Below are 22,592 nucleotides of genomic sequence, written 5' to 3'. Positions count from 1 at the left end.
TCGCCATGTTAAAAACGATGCAAAAACACGGCGTCACGCTGGCTGTCTTCGCCGCGGTGCTGACGGGGCTGACGGCACTGGTTAATGCGCTGACCAAAACGACCATCGAAGAACAGGCCTCGAAGCAGCAAAAGGCGCTGTTCGATCAGGTGATCCCGTCCGATTTCTACGATAACGATCTGCAAAAAAGCTGCTTTGTGGTAGACGCGCCGCAGCTTGGGAAAGGCCCGCACCGCCTCTTTATCGCCCGCAAAGGGGATAAACCGGTCGGCGCGGTGATGGAAGCGACCGCGCCTGACGGCTATTCCGGCGCCATTCAGCTGCTCGTGGGCAGCGATTTCTCCGGCACCATACTGGGTACCCGCGTAACGGAACACCATGAAACGCCGGGTCTTGGCGACAAAATTGAAACCCGTCTGAGCGACTGGATTTTGCACTTCGCCGGTAAAGCGATCCATGGCGAAGGTGACACCGCGTTTACGGTGAAGAAAGACGGCGGCGAGTTCGACCAGTTCACCGGCGCGACCATCACGCCGCGCGCGGTGGTAAATGCCGTAAAACGAGCCGGGCTGTACGCTGAAACGCTGCCCGCGCAGATCAACAATCTTCCGGTCTGTGAGGAGTAATCATGAGCCAGGTTAAAGAGGTTATTGTCCAGGGGTTGTGGAAGAACAACTCCGCGCTGGTGCAGCTTCTGGGGATGTGCCCCCTGCTGGCGGTAACGTCCACCGCCACCAACGCGCTCGGTCTGGGTCTGGCAACCACCCTGGTATTGACCCTGACCAACCTCTCCATCTCTGCGCTGCGACGCTGGACGCCGTCGGAAATTCGTATTCCGATTTACGTCATGATCATTGCGTCGGTGGTCAGTATTGTTCAGATGCTGATTAACGCCTACGCGTTCGGCCTGTACCAGTCGCTCGGGATCTTTATTCCTCTTATCGTCACCAACTGTATCGTCGTTGGGCGTGCGGAAGCGTTCGCGGTGAAAAATAGCCCCGCCATGTCGGCGCTGGACGGTTTTTCCATAGGCATGGGCGCCACCTGCGCCATGTTCGTGCTGGGCTCTCTGCGCGAAATCCTCGGCAACGGTACGCTGTTCGACGGCGCAGATGCCCTGCTGGGCGGCTGGGCCAAAGCCCTGCGCGTTGAAGTGTTCCACACCGATACGCCGTTCCTGCTGGCGATGCTGCCGCCCGGCGCGTTTATTGGCCTTGGCATGATGCTGGCGATAAAATACCTGATTGATGAGAAACGTAAGCGCCGCGCGGCTGAGCGCAGCGTTCTGGAAGGGACACCCGAGAAGGCTTCATGAATAAAGAAAAGCGGATTGCGATCCTGACCCGTCTGCGGGACGAGAACCCGCACCCGACGACGGAGCTGAATTTTACCTCCCCGTTTGAGCTGCTGATCGCCGTGTTGCTCTCTGCACAGGCTACCGACGTGAGCGTCAATAAAGCCACCGCCCTGCTCTATCCGGTCGCCAATACGCCGAAGGCCATGCTGGAGCTGGGCGTGGAAGGCGTGAAGTCGTATATCAAAACCATCGGCCTGTTTAACAGCAAAGCCGAGAACGTCATTAAGACCTGCCGGATCCTGCTGGAACAGCATGGAGGCGAAGTGCCGGAAGATCGCGCCGCGCTGGAAGCCTTACCGGGGGTGGGGCGTAAGACTGCCAACGTGGTGCTCAACACCGCATTTGGCTGGCCCACTATTGCCGTAGATACGCATATTTTTCGCGTCTCTAACCGGACCAACTTCGCGCCGGGGAAAAATGTCGAGCAGGTTGAAGAGAAGCTGCTTAAAGTGGTTCCGGCTGAGTTTAAGGTTGATTGCCATCACTGGCTGATTCTGCACGGTCGTTACACGTGTATTGCCCGTAAGCCTCGCTGCGGCTCCTGTATTATTGAAGATCTCTGCGAATACAAAGAAAAAGTGTATCCCTGAATGTCACAATCCCTTACCAAAAGAAGGGCTACCAGAAGCCCTTCTTTTGCCCGCTATTTGTCCGCCTTTCGTTTACCCTCACCTGTCACTTCTTCGGTTGTTTAACGCTCAAACAGATTAATAGTTTTTTCATAGCCAAAAATTTCTATACATCTGTGATCGCGATCACCCTGATAACTTCATGTTGTATTTTTGTTGTCAAAATCAACCTAAACCCTTTATCTGACAAGACACTCTTCTTTTTTTGCCGACGATAAGACCATCTATTTTTCAGAATATGGGCTATATCACTGCCAGAAGCGGCAAATAGCAGAACATATCGCCATACACCGGTCCTGATGGCTCTCTGCCAGTCGAAAAAACTACCTTTACACATCGTATAAAATTTAACGCTGAATAACATTTGCATGAACCGACGATTATACCACTTCAGATATATGTAACAGATTATTACAAACGTATTGCCAGATGGGGCAGGATAGTGAACATTACCCGCCGTTTCTCCTCCCAATATAACTATAAGGCGTATGGACTACGGCCATCACGCTATGAACACCCCCGTTAATATGGGATGTAAAAAAAGAGGTATATGTGTCTACTGCAAACAATAAACCAACAGATGAAAGCGTGAGTCTTAACGCTTTTAAACAGCCTAAAGCGTTCTATCTCATCTTCTCTATCGAGTTATGGGAGCGTTTTGGTTATTACGGCCTGCAAGGGATCATGGCGGTTTACCTGGTCAAACAGCTGGGTATGTCTGAAGCTGATTCCATCACGCTGTTCTCCTCCTTCAGTGCCCTTGTCTATGGTCTGGTTGCTATCGGCGGCTGGCTGGGTGATAAAGTTCTGGGTACTAAGCGCGTCATTATGCTGGGCGCTATTGTACTGGCAATTGGCTATGGTCTGGTGGCATGGTCAGGGCACGATGCCGCTGTCGTGTATATGGGTATGGCGACGATCGCCGTGGGTAACGGTCTGTTCAAAGCGAACCCGTCTTCCCTGCTCTCTACTTGCTACAGCAAAGATGACCCGCGTCTGGACGGTGCATTTACCATGTACTACATGTCCATCAACATCGGTTCATTCTTCTCGATGCTGGCAACCCCATGGCTCGCCGCGAAATTCGGCTGGAGCGTGGCGTTTGCGCTGAGCTTCGTGGGTATGCTGATCACCGTTGTGAACTTCCTGTTCTGCCGCAGCTGGGTGAAAGACTACGGTTCAAAACCTGACTTCGAGCCTGTACACATGGGCAAACTGCTGGCGACTATCGTGGGCGTTGTTGTCCTCGCGGCAATCGCCACCTGGCTACTGCACAACCAGGGTATCGCTCGCGCCGTTCTGGGCGTAGTTGCACTGGGTATCGTGGTTATCTTTGCGAAAGAAGCGTTCGCCATGCAGGGTGCTGCCCGTCGTAAGATGATTGTGGCGTTCATTCTGATGCTGGAAGCGATTATCTTCTTCGTGCTGTACAGCCAGATGCCAACCTCACTGAACTTCTTCGCCATTCGTAACGTTGAGCACTCTATTCTGGGCATCGCATTCGAGCCGGAGCAGTATCAGGCGCTGAACCCGTTCTGGATCATGATTGGTAGCCCGATTCTGGCCGCTATCTATAACAAGATGGGTGACCGTCTGCCAATGCCGCACAAGTTCGCAATCGGTATGGTACTGTGCTCAGGCGCGTTCCTGGTGCTGCCGCTGGGTACCAAGTTTGCCACTGAAGCAGGCATCGTCTCCGTTAACTGGCTGATCCTGAGCTACGCGCTGCAGTCTATCGGCGAACTGATGATCTCCGGTCTGGGTCTGGCGATGGTTGCACAGCTGGTGCCGCAGCGTCTGATGGGCTTCATTATGGGTAGCTGGTTCCTGACCACTGCCGGCGCGGCAATCATTGCGGGTAAAATTGCGAACCTGATGGCTGTGCCTGAAAACGTCACTGACCCACTGGTCTCCCTGAACGTCTACGGTACCGTGTTCATGCAGATTGGTATCGCGACAGCGGTGATCGCTGCGCTGATGCTGCTGACCGCGCCGAAACTGAATCGTATGACTCAGGACGACGACAAGACGGCTGAAGCGACCAAAACCGCTACTGCGTAAGATTATTGAGAAACGACTGAACAGAAGCCGCTAATGCATTAGCGGCTTTTTTTTTAGCCGTTCGCGCACTAACATAGCTGAAACCTCAGCAAAAAGGAGTTACCGATGAAACTGTTCTACAAACCGGGCGCGTGCTCTCTTGCTTCCCATATCACCCTGCGCGAGAGCGGCAAAGATTTCACGCTGGATGGCGTTGATCTGATGAAAAAGCGCCTGGAAAATGGCGATGACTTTCTTGCCATTAACCCGAAAGGACAAGTTCCGGCGCTCCTGCTGGATGACGGTACTCTGCTGACCGAAGGCGTGGCGATTATGCAGTTCCTGGCCGATAGCGTGCCCGATCGCCAGCTGCTGGCACCGGTCAGTACCATTTCTCGCTATAAGACGCTGGAATGGCTGAACTACATTGCCACCGAGCTGCATAAAGGCTTTACCCCCCTGTTCCGCCCGGATACGCCGGAAGAGTTTAAGCCTACCCTGCGTGCCCTGCTTGAGAAAAAGCTGCAGTACGTTAACGAATCGCTGAAAGACGAACAGTGGATTGGCGGGTCGCGCTTCACGATTGCCGATGCGTATCTGTTCACCGTGCTGCGCTGGGCGCGCGCGATTAAGCTGAATCTGGAAGGGTTAGACCACATTGCATCGTATATGAAGCGTGTGGCAGAGCGTCCTGCGGTGGCTGCGGCGCTGAAAGCGGAAGGGTTGAACTAACCGAGCGGCCTCTGTTGCCGGGTGGCACTGCGCTTACCCGGCCTACAAAATTCACAGCCCCTCACGCGCAGCGCCACCCGGTATCGTTTAAAGCTGGGTTGCGCTGAAATAGTGCTCCGGCTTCGCGATTCGATCCTGTGCTGCGACCACCTGCAGTTCATATTCCTGCATTTCTTTCGTCGCCATCATAATTTCGTATACTGCCGCAGTCACATGCTCCAGCGCATCGCGCAGCGTTGCCCCCTGAAGTAATTTCACCAGCAGCAGGCCGCTGGTCACATCCCCCACGCCCACCGGCTGGCGTTTGCCAAAATCCACCAGCGGACGGCTGATGTGCCAGGCATCGTCTTTCGTCACCAGCAGCATCTCAAAGCGATCCTGACTTAGCCCTGCGCGTGCGAGATGTTTTACCAGCACAACCTCAGGCCCCTGCGCGATCAGCTCGCGAGATGCAGTTACTGCCTCTTCTACGCTGTTAACCGGATGCTCGCAGAGGATCTCCAGTTCTACCAGGTTTGGCGCAATGATATCGCTGCCGGGCAGAGCGTGGCGGACGTGGAACTCCGCAACGCCTGGCGCCACGATGCAGCCTTTTTCCGGATGACCCATAACCGGGTCGCAGAAGTATTTTGCCGACGGATTTGCGGCTTTCACCTGGCGTACGATGTCGAGGATATGCTCCCCCTGCTCCGCTGAACCAAGATAACCGCTCAGTACGGCATCACAGCGCTTGAGCTGGTCGATATCGGCAATGCCCTGCACAACCTCGGTAAGGTGCGAAGGCGGCATCACGCAGCCGGTCCATTTGCCGTACTGCGTGTGATTGGAAAACTGGACGGTATTGAGGGGCCAGACGTTGACGCCGAGGCGACGCATCGGGAATTCCGCTGCGCTATTGCCAGCATGTCCAAAAACGACGTGGGACTGAATGGCGAGGATGTTCTTCATTATTTTCTTACCAAACCCTGAAAAAACAAAAGGGGCGTGGTTTCCCACGCCCCTGGAGACTGTTAATTACTTCCAGCAGACAAGGCAGTAGTTTTTCTTGCCGCGACGCAGCAGCGTGTAGCGACCATACAGACGATCGCCGTCAACGAAGGTGTATTCCGGGTCGGCCTGTTTCTCACCGTTGATGGTGATCGCGTTAGACGCGATGGTTTTACGCGCCTGACCGCGGGAAGGCTGCAGTTCAGAGTCCACCAGCGCCTGCATCAGGTCAGCCCCTCTCTCCATCTCAACCATTGGCACGCCGTCCTGCGCCAGCTGTTCAAAGTCCGCTTCGCTCAGATCGCTCAGGGTGCCGTTAAACAGGCTAGCGGTAATGCGTTTTGCCGCGGCCAGACCTTCTTCACCGTGAACCAGTTTGGTCACTTCATCCGCCAGCACGTACTGCGCGCGTGGCGCTTTACCGCTGTTCTTATCTTCTTCTTCCAGCGCGTTGATCTCTGCGATATCCATGAAGGTGAAGAACTTCAGGAAGCGATAAACATCGGCATCCGCCGTGTTGATCCAGAACTGGTAGAATTTGTACGGACTGGTTTTCTTCGGATCGAGCCATACCGCGCCGCCCTCAGTCTTACCAAATTTGGTGCCGTCTGCTTTGGTAATCAGCGGAACGGTCAGACCAAACACCTGGTTCTGGTGCAGACGACGGGTCAGATCGATACCGGAGGTGATGTTGCCCCACTGGTCAGAACCGCCAATCTGCAGGGAAACGCCGTGCAGTTTGTTCAGGCAGGCAAAGTCATACCCCTGCAGCAGGTTGTAGGAGAACTCGGTAAAGGAGATACCCTGGTCGTCACGGTTCAGACGCTGCTTCACGGCCTCTTTGTTAATCATCTGGTTAACAGAGAAGTGTTTGCCGATGTCACGCAGGAAGGTCAGCACGTTCATGCTGCCAAACCAGTCGTAGTTGTTGGCGGCAATCGCGGCGTTGTCACCACAGTTGAAGTCGAGGAACGGCGCAACCTGTTTGCGGATCTTATCCACCCACTCCTGCACGGTATCTTCAGTGTTCAGTTTACGCTCAGCGGCTTTAAAGCTTGGGTCACCAATCAGACCGGTCGCGCCGCCCACCAGGGCAACAGGCTTATGGCCCGCCATCTGGAAGCGTTTCAGGCATAACAATGGAACAAGATGCCCCAAATGCAAGCTGTCAGCGGTGGGATCGAAGCCGCAATAGAGCGCGATCGGGCCTTGCGCCAGTCGCTCTGCTAACGCTTCCTCGTCCGTCACCTGGGCCACGAGGCCCCGCTCTTGCAATTGTTTAATCAAGTTACTGCTTGCCATCAAATTCTCCATGTATAAACGACTGCACCTTTGCCGGTACACGACTTTTCGCCTGATGCGAAAGGACCCATAGAATAAAGCGCAAGCGCGGCGTGCGCTAGCGCTTAAATCAACAAATTTCGGGGATTACGGTGCCAGTCTGTCGATTTTCCAGCCGCCATTCTCGCGCTGGTATAAAAAGCGGTCGTGCAGGCGATGTTCGCCCCCCTGCCAGAACTCAATCTGATCTATCGGGATGCGGAAACCACCCCAGAAGCTCGGCAGTGGGATTTCACCCTGCTGGAACTTCTGCTTCAGCTCCAGGAATTTACTTTCCAGCACGCCGCGGGCGGAAATGCGGCTCGACTGTTTTGATACCCAGGCGCCAATCTGGCTGTCACGCGGGCGGCTGTGGAAATACTTCACCACTTCCAGCGTCGAAAGACGTTCCGCTTTGCCGGTCACCATGACCTGACGTTCCAGCATGTGCCACGGGAACAGCAGGCTGATACGCGGATTGTTTTCCAGATGGTGCGCTTTGCGGCTGCCAAGGTTGGTGTAGAACACCAGTCCTTTCTCGTCATAATGCTTGAGCAATACGATGCGCTGATAGGGTTGACCGTTTTCATCCACCGTCGCGACAACCATGGCCGTGGGGTCGGCGAGCTTCGCTTCGCAGGCCTGTTTCAGCCAGCGTTCAAAAAGCACGAGGGGTTCAGCGGGAAGATCCTGGCGACGCAGGCCGCCTTTGGTGTATTCACGGCGCAGATGCGCAATTTGCTGCAGTTCGTCGTTATCTGACATGGCGTTAGCTGACATTGAGAGTGGGTGGCGCTATTGTGCGCCGCCCCTGTAAAAATCTCAACGCTTCGGATTTTCAAGCTGGCAATTGTTCAGCACAATGCGGTCGCGTTTGTAGACCGTGGCGCTGTCGCCTTTCGACCAGAAGACATAGATACCGTCAGTGTAGCGGGCGCCTGAGGCTGAAATGCCCTGCTTCAGCGTAAGCAATTTATTGTCGTAAACAAAACTGGCTTCCTGGCGTGGATTGTTCAGCTTCACGGTCAGCGGTTTTTCGTCGCAGCGATACTCCAGCGTATCGGTCTGCATGCGCTCAAGGAGCTGGTTGTAGACGCTGCATCCTGACAGCAACAAAGGAGCGGCAATAAGAAGAAGTTTTTTCATGGGCGTATTCCGAAGACTTTCCTGGTCCTGGAGGGCATGTCCGCCCTCCTGTTTCGTTTCATTCTAACGGCGACGCACCGCGCTGAATTTCAGTTAACTCTGATTATGACGCGGATTCGCCGGGAAAATCGCCCCAAGAACGCTCGCCTCGCGAGCACCGGTTACCGACGGCAAATTGCCCGGCAGCCCGGCAATCGTACGCCAGGCAAGCCAGGCGAAAGCCAGCGCCTCCATGTCATCCCCGCTGATGCCAGCCTCATCGGTCGTAGACACTTCGGTACCCGGCAGTAGCCCCGCAAGACGCGCCATCACCAGCGGGTTACGGCTTCCCCCGCCGCACACCAGCAGGCGTTCGCATCCGCCGCTGAGGAGCACCTGTTCGGAAATCGACACGGCCGTGAGCTCGGCAAGCGTCGCCTGGACATCCTGCGGTGCAAGCGCCGGGAATAACGCCAGCTGGCGCTCAAGCCAGCCAAAGTTGAAGTATTCACGCCCCGTACTTTTCGGTGCCGGTAAGGCAAAATAAGGGTCGCTCAGCATGGACTGCAGCAGCGGGATAATCACCTTACCCTCGCTCGCCCACTCCGCGTTTTTATCATAAGGTTGACCGCACTGACGCCAGATCCAGGCATCCATCAGCATATTGCCCGGGCCGGTATCGTAGCCGCGCACCGGCTGCCCCGGGATCAGCATCGACAGATTGGCGATCCCACCAATGTTGAGCACCATACGACGTTCTGAAGGGTGCGCCAGTAGCGCCTGATGGAACGCAGGCACCAGCGGCGCGCCCTGTCCGCCAAGGGCGATATCGCGACGACGGAAATCGCCAACCACCGTCACGCCCGTCTTCGCCACAATCTGGTTGTTATCACCGATTTGCAGCGTATGCGGGGCAACTCCTCCGGGTTCATGCCAGACCGTTTGTCCATGACACCCGATGGCCACCACATCCTGCGGGCGAAGATGTTCTTTCTGCATTAAAGCCAACACCGCATCCGCAAACAGCGCCCCCAGGCGAACATCAAGCTGTCCAAGCTGGGAGAGGGTCAGCTGCTGCCCCTGACAAATGCTCAAAATATCCTCTTTCAGTGAAATGGGGATTGGCCAGGTCAGGCTCGCCTGCTGTGCCACCATGTTTTCGTCAATGGCGGCCAGAACGACATCTACCCCATCCAGACTGGTGCCTGACATCACACCAATGTAGCGACCCGATTTCATGCGCTTTCCTTACGTTGCGTGGGCTAAGGATACCCACTCAACCATAAACGGCGCAGCTTTGCCATCCGGCGATAATATTTTTTAACAATGTCAGACGCGTAACGCGGGCGGTTCCTGTTTATCTCTCGTTAAGTCAAATTCAAGTACAATTTTCTTATTGTTAGTGCAAAGATATGAACTATGGCTCCTTATGCCATATAATTTAGCCATAACGGATGCCCCAACCGGGCGTTTTTGGTGAACAGGAGATTCAAATGATTTTACGTGTACTGGGCGTTTCGCTGATTGGTTTAACTCTGGCTGGCTGTGTGAATGACAGTTCACTCTCTGGCGACGTTTACAGCGCTTCTGAAGCGAAACAGGTTCAGAACGTAACTTACGGTACCGTTGTTAACGCACGCCCTGTACAGATCCAGGGTGGTGATGAAAACAACGTGATGGGCGCAATCGGCGGTGCCGTCCTGGGTGGTTTCCTGGGTAATACCGTCGGCGGTGGCACTGGCCGCTCGCTGGCGACGGCCGCAGGCGCCGTTGCAGGTGGTGTAGCTGGCCAGGGCGTTCAGGGCGCAATGAACAAAACTCAGGGCGTAGAGCTGGAAATTCGTAAAGACGATGGCAGCACTATCATGGTTGTCCAGAAACAAGGCAACACTCGCTTCTCTGCAGGCCAGCGCGTCGTTCTGGCAAGCAACGGAAGCCAGGTGACCGTTTCTCCACGTTAATTAAAAATGGATGTGGTCATCGGACCACATCCATTTACAATATATATCACTCCCACAAATATATTTACAAAATAAATTCACCCCGCCAATTTTTAACCACATCATATATTGTTTTTGCGCAAAGTATTTAGCAGGCTAATTGATTAAACTCTCGCAATTACCTCACCTTAATTCATTATAAAGCCATTAAAAACGTATATGTTTTCTAATCATCGTTCCGTAAAGGGTCGTTATACCTCGTTCTGTCTGGGTTGTATTGTTGTCATTGGCATATTACACGCCCTGTTTTCGAAAATTGCCGAATGGGTACCTAGCTTCTCGTCTCATTTGTTCCCTACGCTCACCATTTTTTTGCTGGTGTTTAACCTGTTTATTGCCTTCTTTATGGCAATGAAATACTGGTGTGACCGAAAACGGTTGTATCTGGTAGCGATCGCTTTTGCCTTTGCCGGGGCGGCATCGCTGATGGTCGGAACGTTGTCCTGCTTTCCCGCCTGGCTGGACCTCTATCAGTTCAACGCTGTAAACTACAACGATGCGATGATCTTCTATATGTTCCGCCATCTTTTAATGGCGGTGCTAATAATCGTTTCGGCAATACTCTATACCACGCGCAATTGTCCTCTTTCACGACTGGCGCATATCCTTATTGTGGGCGGCGAGTTTCTCTTTACCGTCTTTGCAGTAGGGTTGGCCTGGATGTATTCCAGTCACTCTTCATTTTTATCCATTGATCTGGTGGATAATGAAACCCGTGAGTTTATGGTTCTCTGGAGCCACTTCATTAATATTGCATTAATTGCACTCTGGGTGGTGACATTAGGAACGCTGATGTTTATTACGCGCATACGCAACTTATTCTGGGTGGGCGGTAATTTTCTGTGCGTCTGCTATATCGTCACGCTCACAATGCTGTTAGCGGGTGGAAATGTCGAAGATATCTCCTGGTATCGCGCCCGCTTATTTGAGACTGTCGCCACGCTGCTGCTCATTTTTGTTCTGCTCTACGATGTTTTCAGGCTGTATCGCGACTCGCACGCCAAGTATCAGCAGTCGTACCAGAACTCAATTCGCGACCCGCTGACGCGCCTTTATAACCGCAGCTATTTTTATGAAACATTAAAGCAGGCGCTGGATATTGCCAAACCCAGCCGCCCTGTTTCCGTCATCGTCAGCGATCTCGATCGCTTCAAGCGTATCAACGACACCTACGGGCATCTTCAGGGCGACAAAGTCCTTCAGTTTGTCGCTAACCTGCTGATGGATTCCGTACGCCCGCAGGACATCGCGGCCCGTATCGGTGGTGAGGAGTTTGTTCTGATGCTGGCCAACACCTCATCAGAAGCAGCGCACCAGGTGGCGGAGCGCATACGGTTAAATCTGAGCAGCTTCGATAACACCAGCAGCGGCGGTCAACTACCGGAGCCAGTCACCATCAGCATGGGGGTGTATACGGCGACGTCACCCGCGATAGCCGCAGAAACGTGCGTGGAAAACGCCGACAAAGCGATGTATGAAGCGAAGGAGACGGGACGTAATCGTGTGGTCGTCTTTAAATAAAAAAAGGCCTTGCTGCTGCAAGGCCTTGGTGTTTATTAGTCGCGAGAATGCAGCTCATGGATGTTTTGCTCAAGGCGAGCAATAAGGCTGATGAGCATTTCCAGCTCCGCGGGTGAAACGCCTGACAGGATTTCACCGCGCGTCCTGGTGATCACGGCTTCCATTTCCGTGATGATTGGCGCCGCTTTCTCGGTGAGTTTAATCCGCTTGGCGCGACGATCGCTGGCGCAGGTTTGCCGCGAGATCAACCCCTTCTCTTCCAGCTGGTCAAGCGTGCGCACCAGCGACGGTTGCTCAATCCCTATCGCTTTTGCCAGCTGAATTTGCGACTGATCGGGCGGCAGCTGATGGATGTTGTGCAGCGTGACCCAATGCGTCTGTGTGAGTTCCAGAGGTTTCAGGCGATGGTCAATCAGAGCACGCCAGACGCGTACCAACCTTGCCAGATCAGAACCTAATGGCGATTCCAATTTCATCTCCTTATAATTAGCTTGCTAAGTTATTATACTGATTTTAGAATAGTGTGCAGCATTTGTATTGCCAAAACAAATGCAATACTGCATTCATCGAACTTAAAAGTATGACTTACACTGAATTGTTATGCTTCATCATACTAAGACAAGCCAACGCGGCATTCTGTTCACTGCAAAGGATTTCTGCCCGTGACGTTTTTTCATCGCTCAGAGGGGTTGCCCCTTCAGGACCTGATCTTCGGTGCGTCAGTCTATTTTCCTCCGCTGTTTAAGGCCGTTCTGGTGGGTTTTCTGCTCTGGCTCATCGCGCATCGTCTGCTTCGCGACTGGATGTACTCCGGTGAAATCTGGCATCCCATGCTGATGGATCTTTCCCTGTTTGCCCTTTCCGTATGCCTGGGCCTTGCCGTTTTGACTGTGTGGTGAATATGTCCTTGAAAACGCTAAAGTACTTTTCCACCCTTTTTGTCCTTGCCCTCGCGCTGGTTGCGGGGTGGTGGATGTGGAATTTTTATATGCAGTCGCCCTGGACGCGTGACGGCAAAGTTCGCGCTGAACAGGTCAGCATTACTCCTCAGGTGTCGGGAAGTATCACAACGCTTTTAGTTAAGGATAACCAGTTTGTCAAAAAGGGGGACGTTTTATTCCGTATCGACGATACCCCGTACCACATTGCGATTCTGAACGCCCAGGCCCAGCTGGCAAAAGCCCAGTCGGATCTGGCAAAGGCCAACAACGAGGCCAATCGCCGCCGTCACCTGTCGCAAAACTACATCTCAGCGGAAGACTTAGATACCGCCAATATCAACGTGAAGGCAATGCAGGCTAACGTCAACGTGGCGGAGGCGACGCTGAAGCAGGCGCAGTGGCAGCTGACCCAAACTGTGATTACAGCACCTGTCGATGGATGGGTGACCAACCTCTCCGCCCGCGTGGGGAATTATGCCACCACGGGACAACCGATATTCGCCCTCGTCGACAGTCACTCCTTCTACGTCGTGGGCTATTTCGAAGAGACCAAGCTTCGGCATATTCGCGAGGGCTCGCCAGCCACGATAACGCTTTACAGCGGCTCTCAGAGGTTACAGGGTCACGTATCCAGCGTTGGCCGTGCCATTTACGATCAAAGCGTTGAAACGGATTCAGGTCTTGTGCCGGATATTAAGCCGAACGTACCCTGGGTGCGTCTGGCCCAGCGCGTTCCGGTTCGCGTGGAGTTTGACCGTTTACCGCAGGACATTACGCTGGTGTCCGGCACCACCTGCACAGTCTCCATTGGAACCCGTTAATGAAGCTGCAGGGGATCGCCTGGCAAAACACGCCGTGGATGAAAGCGACGCGCCCACAGTGGCGCTACGCCCTACGTAACGGCATTGCCATGTGTCTGGCGCTGACCGTCGCCTATTACCTGAACCTGGATGAGCCCTACTGGGCGATGACGTCTGCGGCGGTGGTTAGTTTCCCAACGGTGGGCGGGGTGATCAGTAAAAGCCTTGGCCGTATCGCAGGCAGCCTGCTGGGCGCCACCGCAGCGTTAATTATCGCCGGGCATACGCTGAACGATCCGTGGCTGTTCCTGCTCAGTATGGCGGCATGGCTGGGGGGCTGTACCTGGGCCTGCGCCCATTTTACTAATAACGTCGCCTACGCTTTTCAGCTGGCGGGCTATACCGCCGCCATTATCGCCTTTCCGGTAGTTAACGTGCTCGACACCACCGAGCTGTGGAATATCGCCCAGGCGCGCGTCTGTGAAGTGATTGTCGGGATCCTCAGCGGCGGCTTCATGATGATGATCCTCCCCAGCACATCCGACGGCACAGCGCTTATCACTGCGCTAAAAACCATGCACACCCGGCTACTGGAACACGCGAGCCTGCTGTGGCAACCGGATAACAGCGACGATATCCGCCTCGCGCATGAAAAGGTTATCGGACAGATTCTGACGATGAATCTGTTGCGTATTCAGGCGTTCTGGAGTCACTACCGCTTTCGCCGCCAGAACACCCTACTTAACTATTTGCTGCATCAGCAGCTGCGTATGACCAGCGCCATCTCCAGCCTGCGCCGGATGCTGCTCAACTGGCCGACGCCGCCGGATAACACCCGTGCCGTTATCGAAACGCTGCTCGCGGCACTTGCGCGCCCGGATGCGGACATCTACACCGTTGCGAAGATCATCGCCCCGCTCGCCCCGGTTGATGAGTACGACTACCGCCATCGCGCCTTCTGGCAGCGCCTGAACTACTTCTGCCGTCTGTACCTGCGCAGCAGCCGCTGGATTATGGCCGTCGAGAATGCGACCCCATTGACGGAGTTCAACGTCCCCGGCAGCCCGGCACTTGCACGCCATACCGACTATCTTGAAGCGTTGTGGAGCGGTTTTCGCACCTTCTGTGCGCTGATGCTGGTGGGAGCATGGAGCATTACCACGCAGTGGGAGTCCGGTACGGCGGCCCTGACGCTTGCCGCCATCAGCTGCGTGCTTTACTCCGTCGCGGCATCGCCGTTCAACTCTCTGACTCTCCTGTTGCGCACGCTGGTGCTGCTATCGCTGTTCAGCTTCGTGGTGAAATTTGGCCTGATGGTGCAGATAAGCGATCTTTGGCAGTTCCTGCTGTTCCTGTTTCCCCTGTTGACCACCATGCAGCTTCTGAAGCTGCAGATGCCGAAGCTGGCGGGCCTCTGGGGACAGCTGATTGTCTTTATGGGCTCGTTTATCTCCGTAACGAATCCGCCGGTTTATGATTACGCCGACTTTCTCAATGACAACCTGGCAAAGATCCTTGGCGTGGGGCTGGCGTGGCTGGCATTCGCGGTGTTGCGTCCCGGCTCCGATGCACGCAAGAGCCGCAGGCATATCCGAGAGTTACGCAGAGGGTTTGTCGACCAGCTCAGCCGTAAACCACACATGAGTGAAAACGAATATGAATCGCTGGTTTATCATCACGTCAGCCAGCTGAACAGCAGCCAGGACGCACTTTCCCGGCGCTGGCTACTGCGCTGGGGCGTGGTGCTGTTGAACTGCTCGCACGTGGTCTGGCAGCTTCGCGGGTGGGAAACGCGTTCCGACCCGCTGTCGCAGGTTCGTGATGTTTGCATATCCCTGCTGCGCGATGTGATGAGCGAACGCGGTGTTCAGCAGCGCCCGCTGGCAACCACTCTTAATGAACTGCAGCGGATCTGCGATACGCTTGCACAGCATCATCTGCCTGCAGCCCGTGATTTGGCCTCGATAATCTGGCGGCTGCACTGCTCGCTGTCGCAGCTGGAGCAGGCACCACCGCCGGGAACGATTGGGGATCAGATCACGCCGCACGCATAGCGTGCCCCTCCGCCGCCAAGCGGTTTAGGCCGATCGGACATATTGTCGCCGCCGACATGGATCATCAGCGCTTTGCCTTTCACCTCATCCAGCTTTTTCAGACGCGGCGCGACGACGGGTTCGGTGGCTTTACCGTCGTTATTGACCACCAGCACGGGCAGATCGCCTAAATGCCCCATTCCATCCGGGCCTTCATGCTTACCGGAATGCTGGGGATCGAGGTGCCCTCCTGCCGCTTCCGCCGCCGACGGTTTACCTTCTTTTAAAGCGGGCTGACAGCTGCCTTTGGCATGAACATGGAAACCATGCTCACCGGGCGGGAGTGCTTTGAGGCTGGGGGCAAACTCCAGTCCTTTATCGGTTTCCGTGATTTTCACCGTCCCGATGGACTGACCCACTCCTTGTGGGGTGACGAGATTCATTTCCACTTCGTCGCTGGCTGCCTGCGCCCCTGCGCAAACAACCAGCGTGATCAGTGCCAGAGCAAAACGCTTCATATGACCTCCGCGGGTTATTTTTTGCCCCTTAAGTGTATACCAGGGGCAAAGATTTCACCGGAAAGTCACCTTCTGGCGGTTTATGGCACGTCGTAACCCAGAGCGGCTTTGCGGATGCGGAACCACTGCTGGCGGGTCATCTGCAGCTCTTCAGCGGCCAGTGCAGAACGCACGCGTTCTATTTTGCCGGAACCGATAATGGGCAGCGGTTTTGACGGCAGGCGCAGGATCCACGCGTAAACCACCTGTTCGATGCTTTCCGCGTTCAGTTCGCGGGCGATCGTCTCAAGCTCGTTGCGCAGCGGCTGGAATTCATCATCATTAAACAGGCGTCCGCCCCCCAGGCAGGACCAGGCCATCGGGCGAATGCGCAGCTGTTGTAGCTGATCGAGGGTACCATCCAGCAGCAGCGGCTGGTGAACCGGGGAGATCTCAACCTGGTTTGTGGCCAGGGTAAACGGCAGACGAGACTGAAGAAGCGCAAACTGCGCCGGGGTAAAGTTAGAAACGCCGAAATGACGCACTTTCCCACTCTGATGGAGGTTCAGGAAAGCTTCGGCCACCTCGTCAGCATCCATCAGCGGGTCGGGGCGGTGGATTAACAGCAGGTCGATACGATCGGTCGCCAGATTGACCAGCGACTGCTCGGCGCTCTTGATGATATGCGCGCTGTCGGTGATGTAATGACCGAGGGCGTGTTCCGGCTTTGCCGTGGTGGCAATCCCACACTTCGTGACAATTTCCATGCGATCGCGCAGTGCCGGAACCAGCTTAAGCGCCTCGCCGAACGCGGCCTCGCACTGGTAGCCACCGTAAATATCCGCATGATCGACCGTGGTGATGCCTAAATCGAGGTGCTCTTCAATAAAGCTCGCCAGCTGGAGCGGAGACATATTCCAGTCCATCAGGCGCCAGTAGCCCATCACAAAACGGGAGAATTCTGGCCCCTGGGGGGCAAGGGTAATTCGCTGAACCATAACATTTTCCTCAAGGACGTGATGTCATGAGTATACGCAATTACCGTGTTAAAAAAGTGAAGGTTGCTGGGGTTCTTCGGTCTCACCCGCTTTGTTTGCGCGTATTTTGCGCAGAAGGCGCTGTCGACAGAGGCGTAGTACCTCCTGCTTTTGCGTGTCGCTAAAGTTTTGCCAGTTGAAACGCTCGTCACGGGTACGCATGCATCCACGGCAATATCCGCGTTCATCCACCTGACAAATACCCCGGCACGGGCTCTGGATGGGGAAAAACTCCAGCTGCTCTGCCACACTCACCTCCAGATAGCCACTCTCACCTACAGTGAAGACGCTAAACGCGCCACGTGCAAGGCCTGTAGCACAGATTTGTGGCATTAAGGTTTCACTAATCTTCCCTCTCTATACTCGGCCCATCATGACAATAACAGGTTTACCGATCGATGTGGTCAATCAAAAAGTTACACTGTAACGACATTAAATTTACTCTGGGTTGTGCTCTCTTCTTTACGTTAATCAACGGGCTGTTTATCCAGCGCAGCTGGGCCATCATCGGCCCAATCCATCTGCACGACTTCCTCTTTGCCGCCTCCGTACCGCTGGTGCTGTTTTGTGGCTGGGTGATTGTCTTTAGCCTGCTTAATATCCCGTATATCCGTAAACCGCTGCTGATTGTTTTAACCATCGGTTGCGCCGCTGCGACGTATTTTATGTACACTTACGGCGCGGTGATCGATCAGAATATGATTGTGAATGTCTTCGAAACCAACTCTCAGGAAGCAACCGCCCTGGTGACCCCGCAGATGATTCTGTGGATTGTTATCGCAGGCCTCGTTCCCTCGGTGGTGCTGGCTCTTACCCGCATTCGTACCGGGAAATGGTGGTATGCCCTGCTGACGCGGGTTGCCGCGATGCTCGGCGCTCTGCTGGTGATTATTCTGGTTGCCGCGCTGTTTTATAAAGATTACGCGTCGCTTTTCCGCAATAACAAAAGCATCGTCAAAATGGTCACTCCGGCGAACTATGTCAGCGCCGTGGTGAAGTACAGCAAGATGCGCTGGTTTGCCGGCGATCAGACGCTGGTGCGGATTGGTGAAGATGCCCATAAAGGGCCACTGATTTCCGGTCAACAAAAGAAAACCGTTCTGGTGCTTGTCGTCGGCGAAGCGTCTCGCGCGGCAAACTACTCCCTGAACGGTTACGATCGTGAAACCAACCCGGAGCTAAAAAAGCAGGATGTGATTAACTTCCCGCAGGCCTCCTCATGCGGCACTGAAACCGCGGTTTCCGTTCCGTGCATGTTCTCCGGCATGACGCGCAGCAAGTACGATGCCGACCTTGCACACCATCAGGAAGGTCTGCTCGATGTGCTGAAGCATGCGGGAATCAATCTGCTGTGGCGCGACAACGACGGCGGGTGTAAAGGTGCCTGCGATCGCATCCCCCATACCGATATGACGCAGTGGAATCTGGATCAGTTCTGTAAAGATAAATCCTGTATTGACGACGTGAACTTCTACCGTCTGGACAACGTGCTGGATGGCGTGAAGCAAGATACGGTGCTGGTTATCCACCTGATGGGGAGTCATGGACCGGCGTACTATCGCCGTTACCCGGACAATTTCCGGAAATTCACCCCAACCTGCGACACCAATGAAATTCAGGATTGCGACCATCAGGCGCTGGTAAACACCTATGACAACACTATCCTCTATACCGACAGCATGGTCAGCAAAACCATTGATGCGCTGAAAGCGCGACAGGCAAGCATGAACACCGCGCTGATTTACCTTTCGGATCACGGTGAATCACTGGGTGAAAGCGGTATTTATCTGCACGGCACGCCGTACATGCTGGCGCCGGAGCAGCAAACTCATATTCCGTTTATGTTCTGGCTGTCACCGGATTATGCAAAAAACTTTGGCATCAACGGACAGTGTTTGCGTGACCAGGCAGCAAAAAATGCGGTTTCCCAGGACAATTTGTTCTCAACCGTATTGGGTATGATGGACGTGAAATCAACGGTTTATCAACCGCAGCTGGATATACTGAGTGCATGTCGTCAGTAAACTCGCTTGCATTAGACCGAACGGTCTATTAGAGTGCGGCCATGAGCAGAAATACTGAACACGATACCCGCGAACATCTACTGGCAACCGGCGAGCAGCTTTGCATGCATCGCGGGTTTACCGGTATGGGGTTGAGCGAGTTATTAAAAACCGCTGAAGTACCGAAGGGGTCGTTTTATCACTACTTCCGGTCCAAAGAGGCCTTTGGCGTGGCGATGCTGGAGCGTCATTATGCTGGCTATCACCAGCGTCTGGCGACCCACTTTGCGTCGGGTGAGGGAAACTACCGGGATCGTGTTCTGAATTACTATCAGGAAACGCTGAACCAGTTCTGCCAGCAGGGCATTATCAGCGGATGCCTGACGGTCAAACTGTCTGCCGAAGTGTGCGATCTTTCCGAAGATATGCGCTCGGCGATGGATAAGGGTGCCCGCGGCGTAATCGCCCTGCTGGCCCAGGCGCTGGAAAAAGGCCGCGAAGAAAAAACGCTGGCCTTTTCCGGCGACCCCTTAATGCAGTCTCAGGTGCTCTACTCCCTCTGGTTAGGAGCCAACCTGCAGGCAAAAATTTCGCGCAGTGCCCTGCCGCTGGAAAGCGCGCTGGCACATGTGAAAAACAGTATTACTGCGCCAGGCGTATAACGGGCGCTTTTTATTTACCTTATTACTAGTCGACTGGTCTACTCAGGAGTCTTTATGTCAGCTGAAAAACTGTTTACCCCATTGAAAGTGGGTGCCGTCACGGCGCCAAACCGCGTGTTTATGGCTCCGCTGACCCGTCTGCGCAGCATTGAGCCGGGTGACATCCCCACCCCCCTGATGGGCGAATACTATCGTCAGCGCGCAAGCTCTGGCCTGATCATTACGGAGGCCACACAGATTTCTGCTCAGGCGAAGGGTTATGCGGGCGCGCCAGGCCTTCACAGCCCGGAACAGATCGCCGCATGGCAGAAAATTACCGCAGGCGTTCACGCTGAAGAGGGTCGCATTGCGGTCCAGCTGTGGCATACCGGTCGTATCTCTCACAGCAGCATTCAGCCTGGCGGCCAGGCTCCGGTCTCCGCTTCGGCCCTGAGTGCAAATACCCGCACTTCCCTGCGTGATGAAAATGGTAATGCGATCCGCGTGGATACCTCTATGCCACGTGCCCTGGAGCTGGATGAAATCCCGGGTATCGTTAACGACTTCCGCCAGGCCGTGGCCAACGCTCGTGAAGCCGGTTTTGACCTGATTGAGCTGCACTCCGCGCACGGCTACCTGCTGCACCAGTTCCTGTCACCGTCGTCTAACCATCGCACCGACCAGTACGGCGGCAGCGTCGAAAATCGCGCTCGCCTGGTACTGGAAGTGGTTGATGCCGTATGTCAGGAGTGGAGCCCGGATCGTATCGGGATCCGCGTTTCCCCAATCGGTTCTTTCCAGAACGTCGACAACGGTCCGAACGAAGAAGCCGATGCACTGTACCTGATCGAAGAACTGGCTAAACGTGGCATCGCTTATCTGCACATGTCCGAGCCGGACTGGGCCGGCGGCAAGCCATACACTGAGGCTTTCCGTCAGAAAGTGCGCGAACGTTTCCACGGGGTCATCATTGGTGCAGGGGCGTATACGCCGGAGAAAGCCGAAGATCTGATTAATAAAGGGCTGATTGATGCCGTCGCGTTTGGCCGTGACTACATCGCCAACCCGGATCTGGTTGCTCGTCTGCAGAAAAAAGCAGCGCTCAACCCGCAGCGTCCGGAAAGCTTCTACGGCGGCGGCGCGGAAGGCTACACCGACTACCCTTCACTGTAATCTCGCCATTGTTCATTGATAGCGGCGACAGTTCGCCGCTATACTAAAACATCGTTTCTGATCAAAAAGCTTTTTTATTCCATTGGTTAATGAGGAAATTATGCGCCTACTTCACACCATGCTGCGCGTTGGCGACCTGCAACGTTCTATCGATTTCTACACTAACGTCCTGGGCATGAAGCTGCTGCGCACCAGCGAAAACCCGGAATACAAATACTCGCTGGCGTTCGTGGGTTACGGCCCGGAAACGGATGAAGCAGTGATCGAGCTGACCTACAACTGGGGCGTTGACAGCTATGAGCTGGGCACGGCCTACGGCCATATCGCGCTGGAAGTGGATAACGCGGCCGATGCGTGCGAACGCATTCGCAAAAATGGCGGTAACGTCACGCGCGAAGCGGGCCCGGTAAAAGGCGGCACCACCGTGATTGCGTTTGTGGAAGATCCGGACGGTTACAAAATCGAGCTGATTGAAGCCAAAGACGCCGGTCGCGGTCTGGGCAACTGATCCCTCAGGGCGCAACGTGCGCCCGTAGTTTTACTGCATCACCCCGCAAAATTTGCCATAATGCGCTCTGCTTTTTCCCCATGTAAGAGACCCTGATGTCCGATAACGCTCAATTTAGCGGTCTGTGCGACCGTTTTCGTGGTTTTTATCCCGTTGTCATTGATGTAGAAACAGCCGGATTTAACGCTAAAACCGATGCGCTGCTCGAAATTGCCGCCATCACGCTGAAGATGGATGAACAGGGCTGGCTTACACCGGACACCACGCTGCATTTCCACGTTGAACCTTTCGAAGGGGCAAACTTACAGCCGGAAGCGCTGGCGTTTAACGGTATCGATCCGCATAACCCGCTGCGCGGTGCCGTCAGTGAATATGATGCGCTGCACGCCATTTTTAAAATGGTGCGTAAAGGCATGAAAGAGAGCAACTGCAGCCGCGCCATTATGGTGGCCCATAACGCCACCTTCGATCACAGCTTTACCATGGCTGCCGCGGAGCGCGCGTCGCTCAAACGCAACCCCTTCCACCCTTTTGTCACCTTCGACACCGCCGCATTGAGCGGCCTGGCGCTGGGACAAACGGTGTTATCTAAAGCCTGCATTACGGCTGGCATTCCGTTCGACGGAACGCAGGCGCACTCCGCTCTATACGATACGGAGCGCACCGCAGAGCTGTTCTGTGAGATCGTCAACCGCTGGAAGCGTCTTGGCGGCTGGCCGCTGCCGATGGGTGACAGCGAAGAATAAAAAAAAAGCGACCTTATCTGGTCGCTTTTTTATTTGCGCAGAAAATTACTCTGCGTCCCGCTCTTCCGTTTTGTACTTCGCCGCCGTCTCTTTGATCAGCTGCTGCAGTTCGCCGCGCTGATACATTTCAATCAGGATATCGCAGCCGCCAACCAGTTCGCCGTCAACCCACAGCTGTGGGAAAGTCGGCCAGTTAGCGTACTTAGGCAGCTCAGCGCGGATGTCCGGATTCTGCAGGATATCAACGTAAGCAAAACGCTCACCACAGGCTGACAGCGCCTGAACCGCTTGTGCGGAGAAGCCGCAGCTTGGCAGCTTCGGAGAACCTTTCATATACAGCAGAATCGGGTTTTCAGCGATCTGGCGCTGGATTTTTTCAATAGTGGTGCTCATGTCTTGCTTCCTTTAACTTCTGTTACGGCATTCGTCTGACATTGTAGCGGTTCAGACTGGCATCGGAAAATAACATTTTTGTCACGTTTATACATTCTACCCCGAGTCA

The 22,592-nt window shown here is 54.5% G+C and carries 25 protein-coding genes; 15 read left to right on the top strand and 10 right to left on the bottom strand.

Annotation, left to right across the window (positions count from 1 at the left end):
• Positions 1-5: 5 nt before the first annotated feature.
• The 5 genes from rsxG to gstA all read left to right on the top strand — a co-directional run bounded on the left by rsxG (position 6) and on the right by gstA (position 4,758).
• Positions 6-626, top strand: coding sequence for an electron transport complex subunit RsxG (rsxG, locus tag ACW9E7_RS07915; protein WP_458727521.1), 621 nt, complete (start codon positions 6-8; stop codon positions 624-626).
• 2 nt (positions 627-628) lie between these two features.
• A complete protein-coding gene (locus ACW9E7_RS07910; RefSeq protein WP_023617347.1) occupies positions 629-1,315 on the top strand; it encodes an electron transport complex subunit E in 687 nt (228 codons plus the stop codon).
• Positions 1,312-1,947 carry an endonuclease III gene (gene nth, locus ACW9E7_RS07905; protein ID WP_008500570.1) on the top strand — a complete coding sequence of 212 codons (636 nt, stop codon included), beginning with the start codon at positions 1,312-1,314 and terminating at the stop codon, positions 1,945-1,947. The genes ACW9E7_RS07910 and nth overlap by 4 nt, the downstream gene beginning before the upstream one ends.
• Before the next feature lie 591 nt (positions 1,948-2,538).
• On the top strand, positions 2,539-4,047 hold the full coding sequence (dtpA, locus tag ACW9E7_RS07900) for a dipeptide/tripeptide permease DtpA (protein WP_302234800.1): 1,509 nt from the start codon (positions 2,539-2,541) through the stop codon (positions 4,045-4,047).
• Positions 4,048-4,152: 105 nt separating this feature from the next.
• Positions 4,153-4,758, top strand: a complete 606-nt coding sequence (gstA, locus tag ACW9E7_RS07895; protein ID WP_135346211.1) for a glutathione transferase GstA — start codon at positions 4,153-4,155, stop codon at positions 4,756-4,758.
• An 87-nt stretch (positions 4,759-4,845) separates the two neighbouring features.
• Here gstA and pdxY read toward each other — a convergent pair whose 3' ends face one another.
• The 5 genes from pdxY to anmK form a co-directional block, all read right to left on the bottom strand.
• Positions 4,846-5,706 (bottom strand): pyridoxal kinase PdxY, encoded by an 861-nt coding sequence (gene pdxY / locus ACW9E7_RS07890; protein ID WP_458727520.1) that lies wholly within the window; start codon positions 5,704-5,706, stop codon positions 4,846-4,848.
• 66 nt (positions 5,707-5,772) lie between these two features.
• Positions 5,773-7,047, bottom strand: a complete 1,275-nt coding sequence (gene tyrS / locus ACW9E7_RS07885) for a tyrosine--tRNA ligase (protein WP_136194739.1) — start codon at positions 7,045-7,047, stop codon at positions 5,773-5,775.
• Positions 7,048-7,173: 126 nt separating this feature from the next.
• Positions 7,174-7,830, bottom strand: coding sequence for a pyridoxamine 5'-phosphate oxidase (gene pdxH / locus ACW9E7_RS07880; RefSeq protein WP_111965664.1), 657 nt, complete (start codon positions 7,828-7,830; stop codon positions 7,174-7,176).
• A gap of 57 nt (positions 7,831-7,887) precedes the next feature.
• On the bottom strand, positions 7,888-8,211 hold the full coding sequence (gene mliC / locus ACW9E7_RS07875; RefSeq protein WP_025758348.1) for a C-type lysozyme inhibitor: 324 nt from the start codon (positions 8,209-8,211) through the stop codon (positions 7,888-7,890).
• Between the two features lie 93 nt (positions 8,212-8,304).
• Positions 8,305-9,429 carry an anhydro-N-acetylmuramic acid kinase gene (gene anmK / locus ACW9E7_RS07870; protein WP_458727519.1) on the bottom strand — a complete coding sequence of 375 codons (1,125 nt, stop codon included), beginning with the start codon at positions 9,427-9,429 and terminating at the stop codon, positions 8,305-8,307.
• A 254-nt stretch (positions 9,430-9,683) separates the two neighbouring features.
• On the opposite strand from anmK, the gene slyB reads away from it, so the two are divergent.
• Entirely contained in the window at positions 9,684-10,151 is a 468-nt protein-coding gene (slyB, locus tag ACW9E7_RS07865; protein ID WP_047348789.1) for an outer membrane lipoprotein SlyB, read from the top strand.
• A gap of 198 nt (positions 10,152-10,349) precedes the next feature.
• Positions 10,350-11,711 (top strand): sensor domain-containing diguanylate cyclase, encoded by a 1,362-nt coding sequence (locus tag ACW9E7_RS07860; RefSeq protein ID WP_271367736.1) that lies wholly within the window; start codon positions 10,350-10,352, stop codon positions 11,709-11,711.
• Positions 11,712-11,746: 35 nt separating this feature from the next.
• Here the strand turns inward: ACW9E7_RS07860 and slyA are convergent, their stop codons facing one another.
• Positions 11,747-12,187 (bottom strand): transcriptional regulator SlyA, encoded by a 441-nt coding sequence (gene slyA / locus ACW9E7_RS07855; protein ID WP_111965661.1) that lies wholly within the window; start codon positions 12,185-12,187, stop codon positions 11,747-11,749.
• A 186-nt stretch (positions 12,188-12,373) separates the two neighbouring features.
• Between slyA and ACW9E7_RS07850 the strand changes: the two genes are divergently transcribed.
• Genes ACW9E7_RS07850 through ACW9E7_RS07840 form a run of 3 tightly spaced genes read left to right on the top strand, consistent with a single transcriptional unit; the run spans position 12,374 to position 15,506 of the window.
• Positions 12,374-12,610, top strand: coding sequence for a DUF1656 domain-containing protein (locus tag ACW9E7_RS07850; protein ID WP_111965660.1), 237 nt, complete (start codon positions 12,374-12,376; stop codon positions 12,608-12,610).
• A 2-nt stretch (positions 12,611-12,612) separates the two neighbouring features.
• A complete protein-coding gene (locus ACW9E7_RS07845) occupies positions 12,613-13,473 on the top strand; it encodes an efflux RND transporter periplasmic adaptor subunit (protein ID WP_115874865.1) in 861 nt (286 codons plus the stop codon).
• Positions 13,473-15,506, top strand: a complete 2,034-nt coding sequence (locus ACW9E7_RS07840) for an FUSC family protein (protein ID WP_252092802.1) — start codon at positions 13,473-13,475, stop codon at positions 15,504-15,506. Before ACW9E7_RS07845 ends, ACW9E7_RS07840 begins: the two co-directional genes overlap by 1 nt.
• Here the strand turns inward: ACW9E7_RS07840 and sodC are convergent.
• The 3 genes from sodC to ACW9E7_RS07825 form a co-directional block, all read right to left on the bottom strand.
• On the bottom strand, positions 15,485-16,003 hold the full coding sequence (sodC, locus tag ACW9E7_RS07835) for a superoxide dismutase [Cu-Zn] SodC (RefSeq protein ID WP_115874864.1): 519 nt from the start codon (positions 16,001-16,003) through the stop codon (positions 15,485-15,487). The genes ACW9E7_RS07840 and sodC overlap by 22 nt on opposite strands.
• An 80-nt stretch (positions 16,004-16,083) precedes the next feature.
• Positions 16,084-16,980, bottom strand: a complete 897-nt coding sequence (locus ACW9E7_RS07830; protein ID WP_032638255.1) for an aldo/keto reductase — start codon at positions 16,978-16,980, stop codon at positions 16,084-16,086.
• A gap of 48 nt (positions 16,981-17,028) precedes the next feature.
• Entirely contained in the window at positions 17,029-17,268 is a 240-nt protein-coding gene (locus ACW9E7_RS07825) for a DUF1289 domain-containing protein (RefSeq protein ID WP_008500587.1), read from the bottom strand.
• A 149-nt stretch (positions 17,269-17,417) separates the two neighbouring features.
• Here ACW9E7_RS07825 and eptA point away from each other — a divergent pair, with 149 nt between their 5' ends.
• The 5 genes from eptA to rnt all read left to right on the top strand — a co-directional run bounded on the left by eptA (position 17,418) and on the right by rnt (position 22,090).
• Entirely contained in the window at positions 17,418-19,043 is a 1,626-nt protein-coding gene (gene eptA, locus ACW9E7_RS07820; protein ID WP_127730531.1) for a phosphoethanolamine transferase EptA, read from the top strand.
• A 41-nt stretch (positions 19,044-19,084) separates the two neighbouring features.
• Positions 19,085-19,684, top strand: coding sequence for a TetR/AcrR family transcriptional regulator (locus ACW9E7_RS07815; RefSeq protein ID WP_111965654.1), 600 nt, complete (start codon positions 19,085-19,087; stop codon positions 19,682-19,684).
• A 54-nt stretch (positions 19,685-19,738) separates the two neighbouring features.
• The gene (gene nemA / locus ACW9E7_RS07810; protein WP_115874861.1) at positions 19,739-20,836 is read left to right on the top strand and encodes an alkene reductase; all 1,098 of its coding nucleotides are present in this window, start codon (positions 19,739-19,741) and stop codon (positions 20,834-20,836) included.
• Between the two features lie 100 nt (positions 20,837-20,936).
• Entirely contained in the window at positions 20,937-21,344 is a 408-nt protein-coding gene (gene gloA / locus ACW9E7_RS07805; RefSeq protein ID WP_008500591.1) for a lactoylglutathione lyase, read from the top strand.
• A 95-nt stretch (positions 21,345-21,439) separates the two neighbouring features.
• On the top strand, positions 21,440-22,090 hold the full coding sequence (gene rnt / locus ACW9E7_RS07800) for a ribonuclease T (RefSeq protein WP_061098432.1): 651 nt from the start codon (positions 21,440-21,442) through the stop codon (positions 22,088-22,090).
• Positions 22,091-22,135: 45 nt separating this feature from the next.
• Here the strand turns inward: rnt and grxD are convergent, their stop codons facing one another.
• On the bottom strand, positions 22,136-22,483 hold the full coding sequence (gene grxD / locus ACW9E7_RS07795; RefSeq protein WP_458727518.1) for a monothiol glutaredoxin 4: 348 nt from the start codon (positions 22,481-22,483) through the stop codon (positions 22,136-22,138).
• Positions 22,484-22,592: the final 109 nt, after the last annotated feature.

The sequence above is a fragment of the Enterobacter sp. H2G27 genome, from assembly GCF_054403075.1.
Note: the sequence above shows the minus strand (reverse complement) of the source record. Positions and strands in the feature narration are given on the sequence as shown.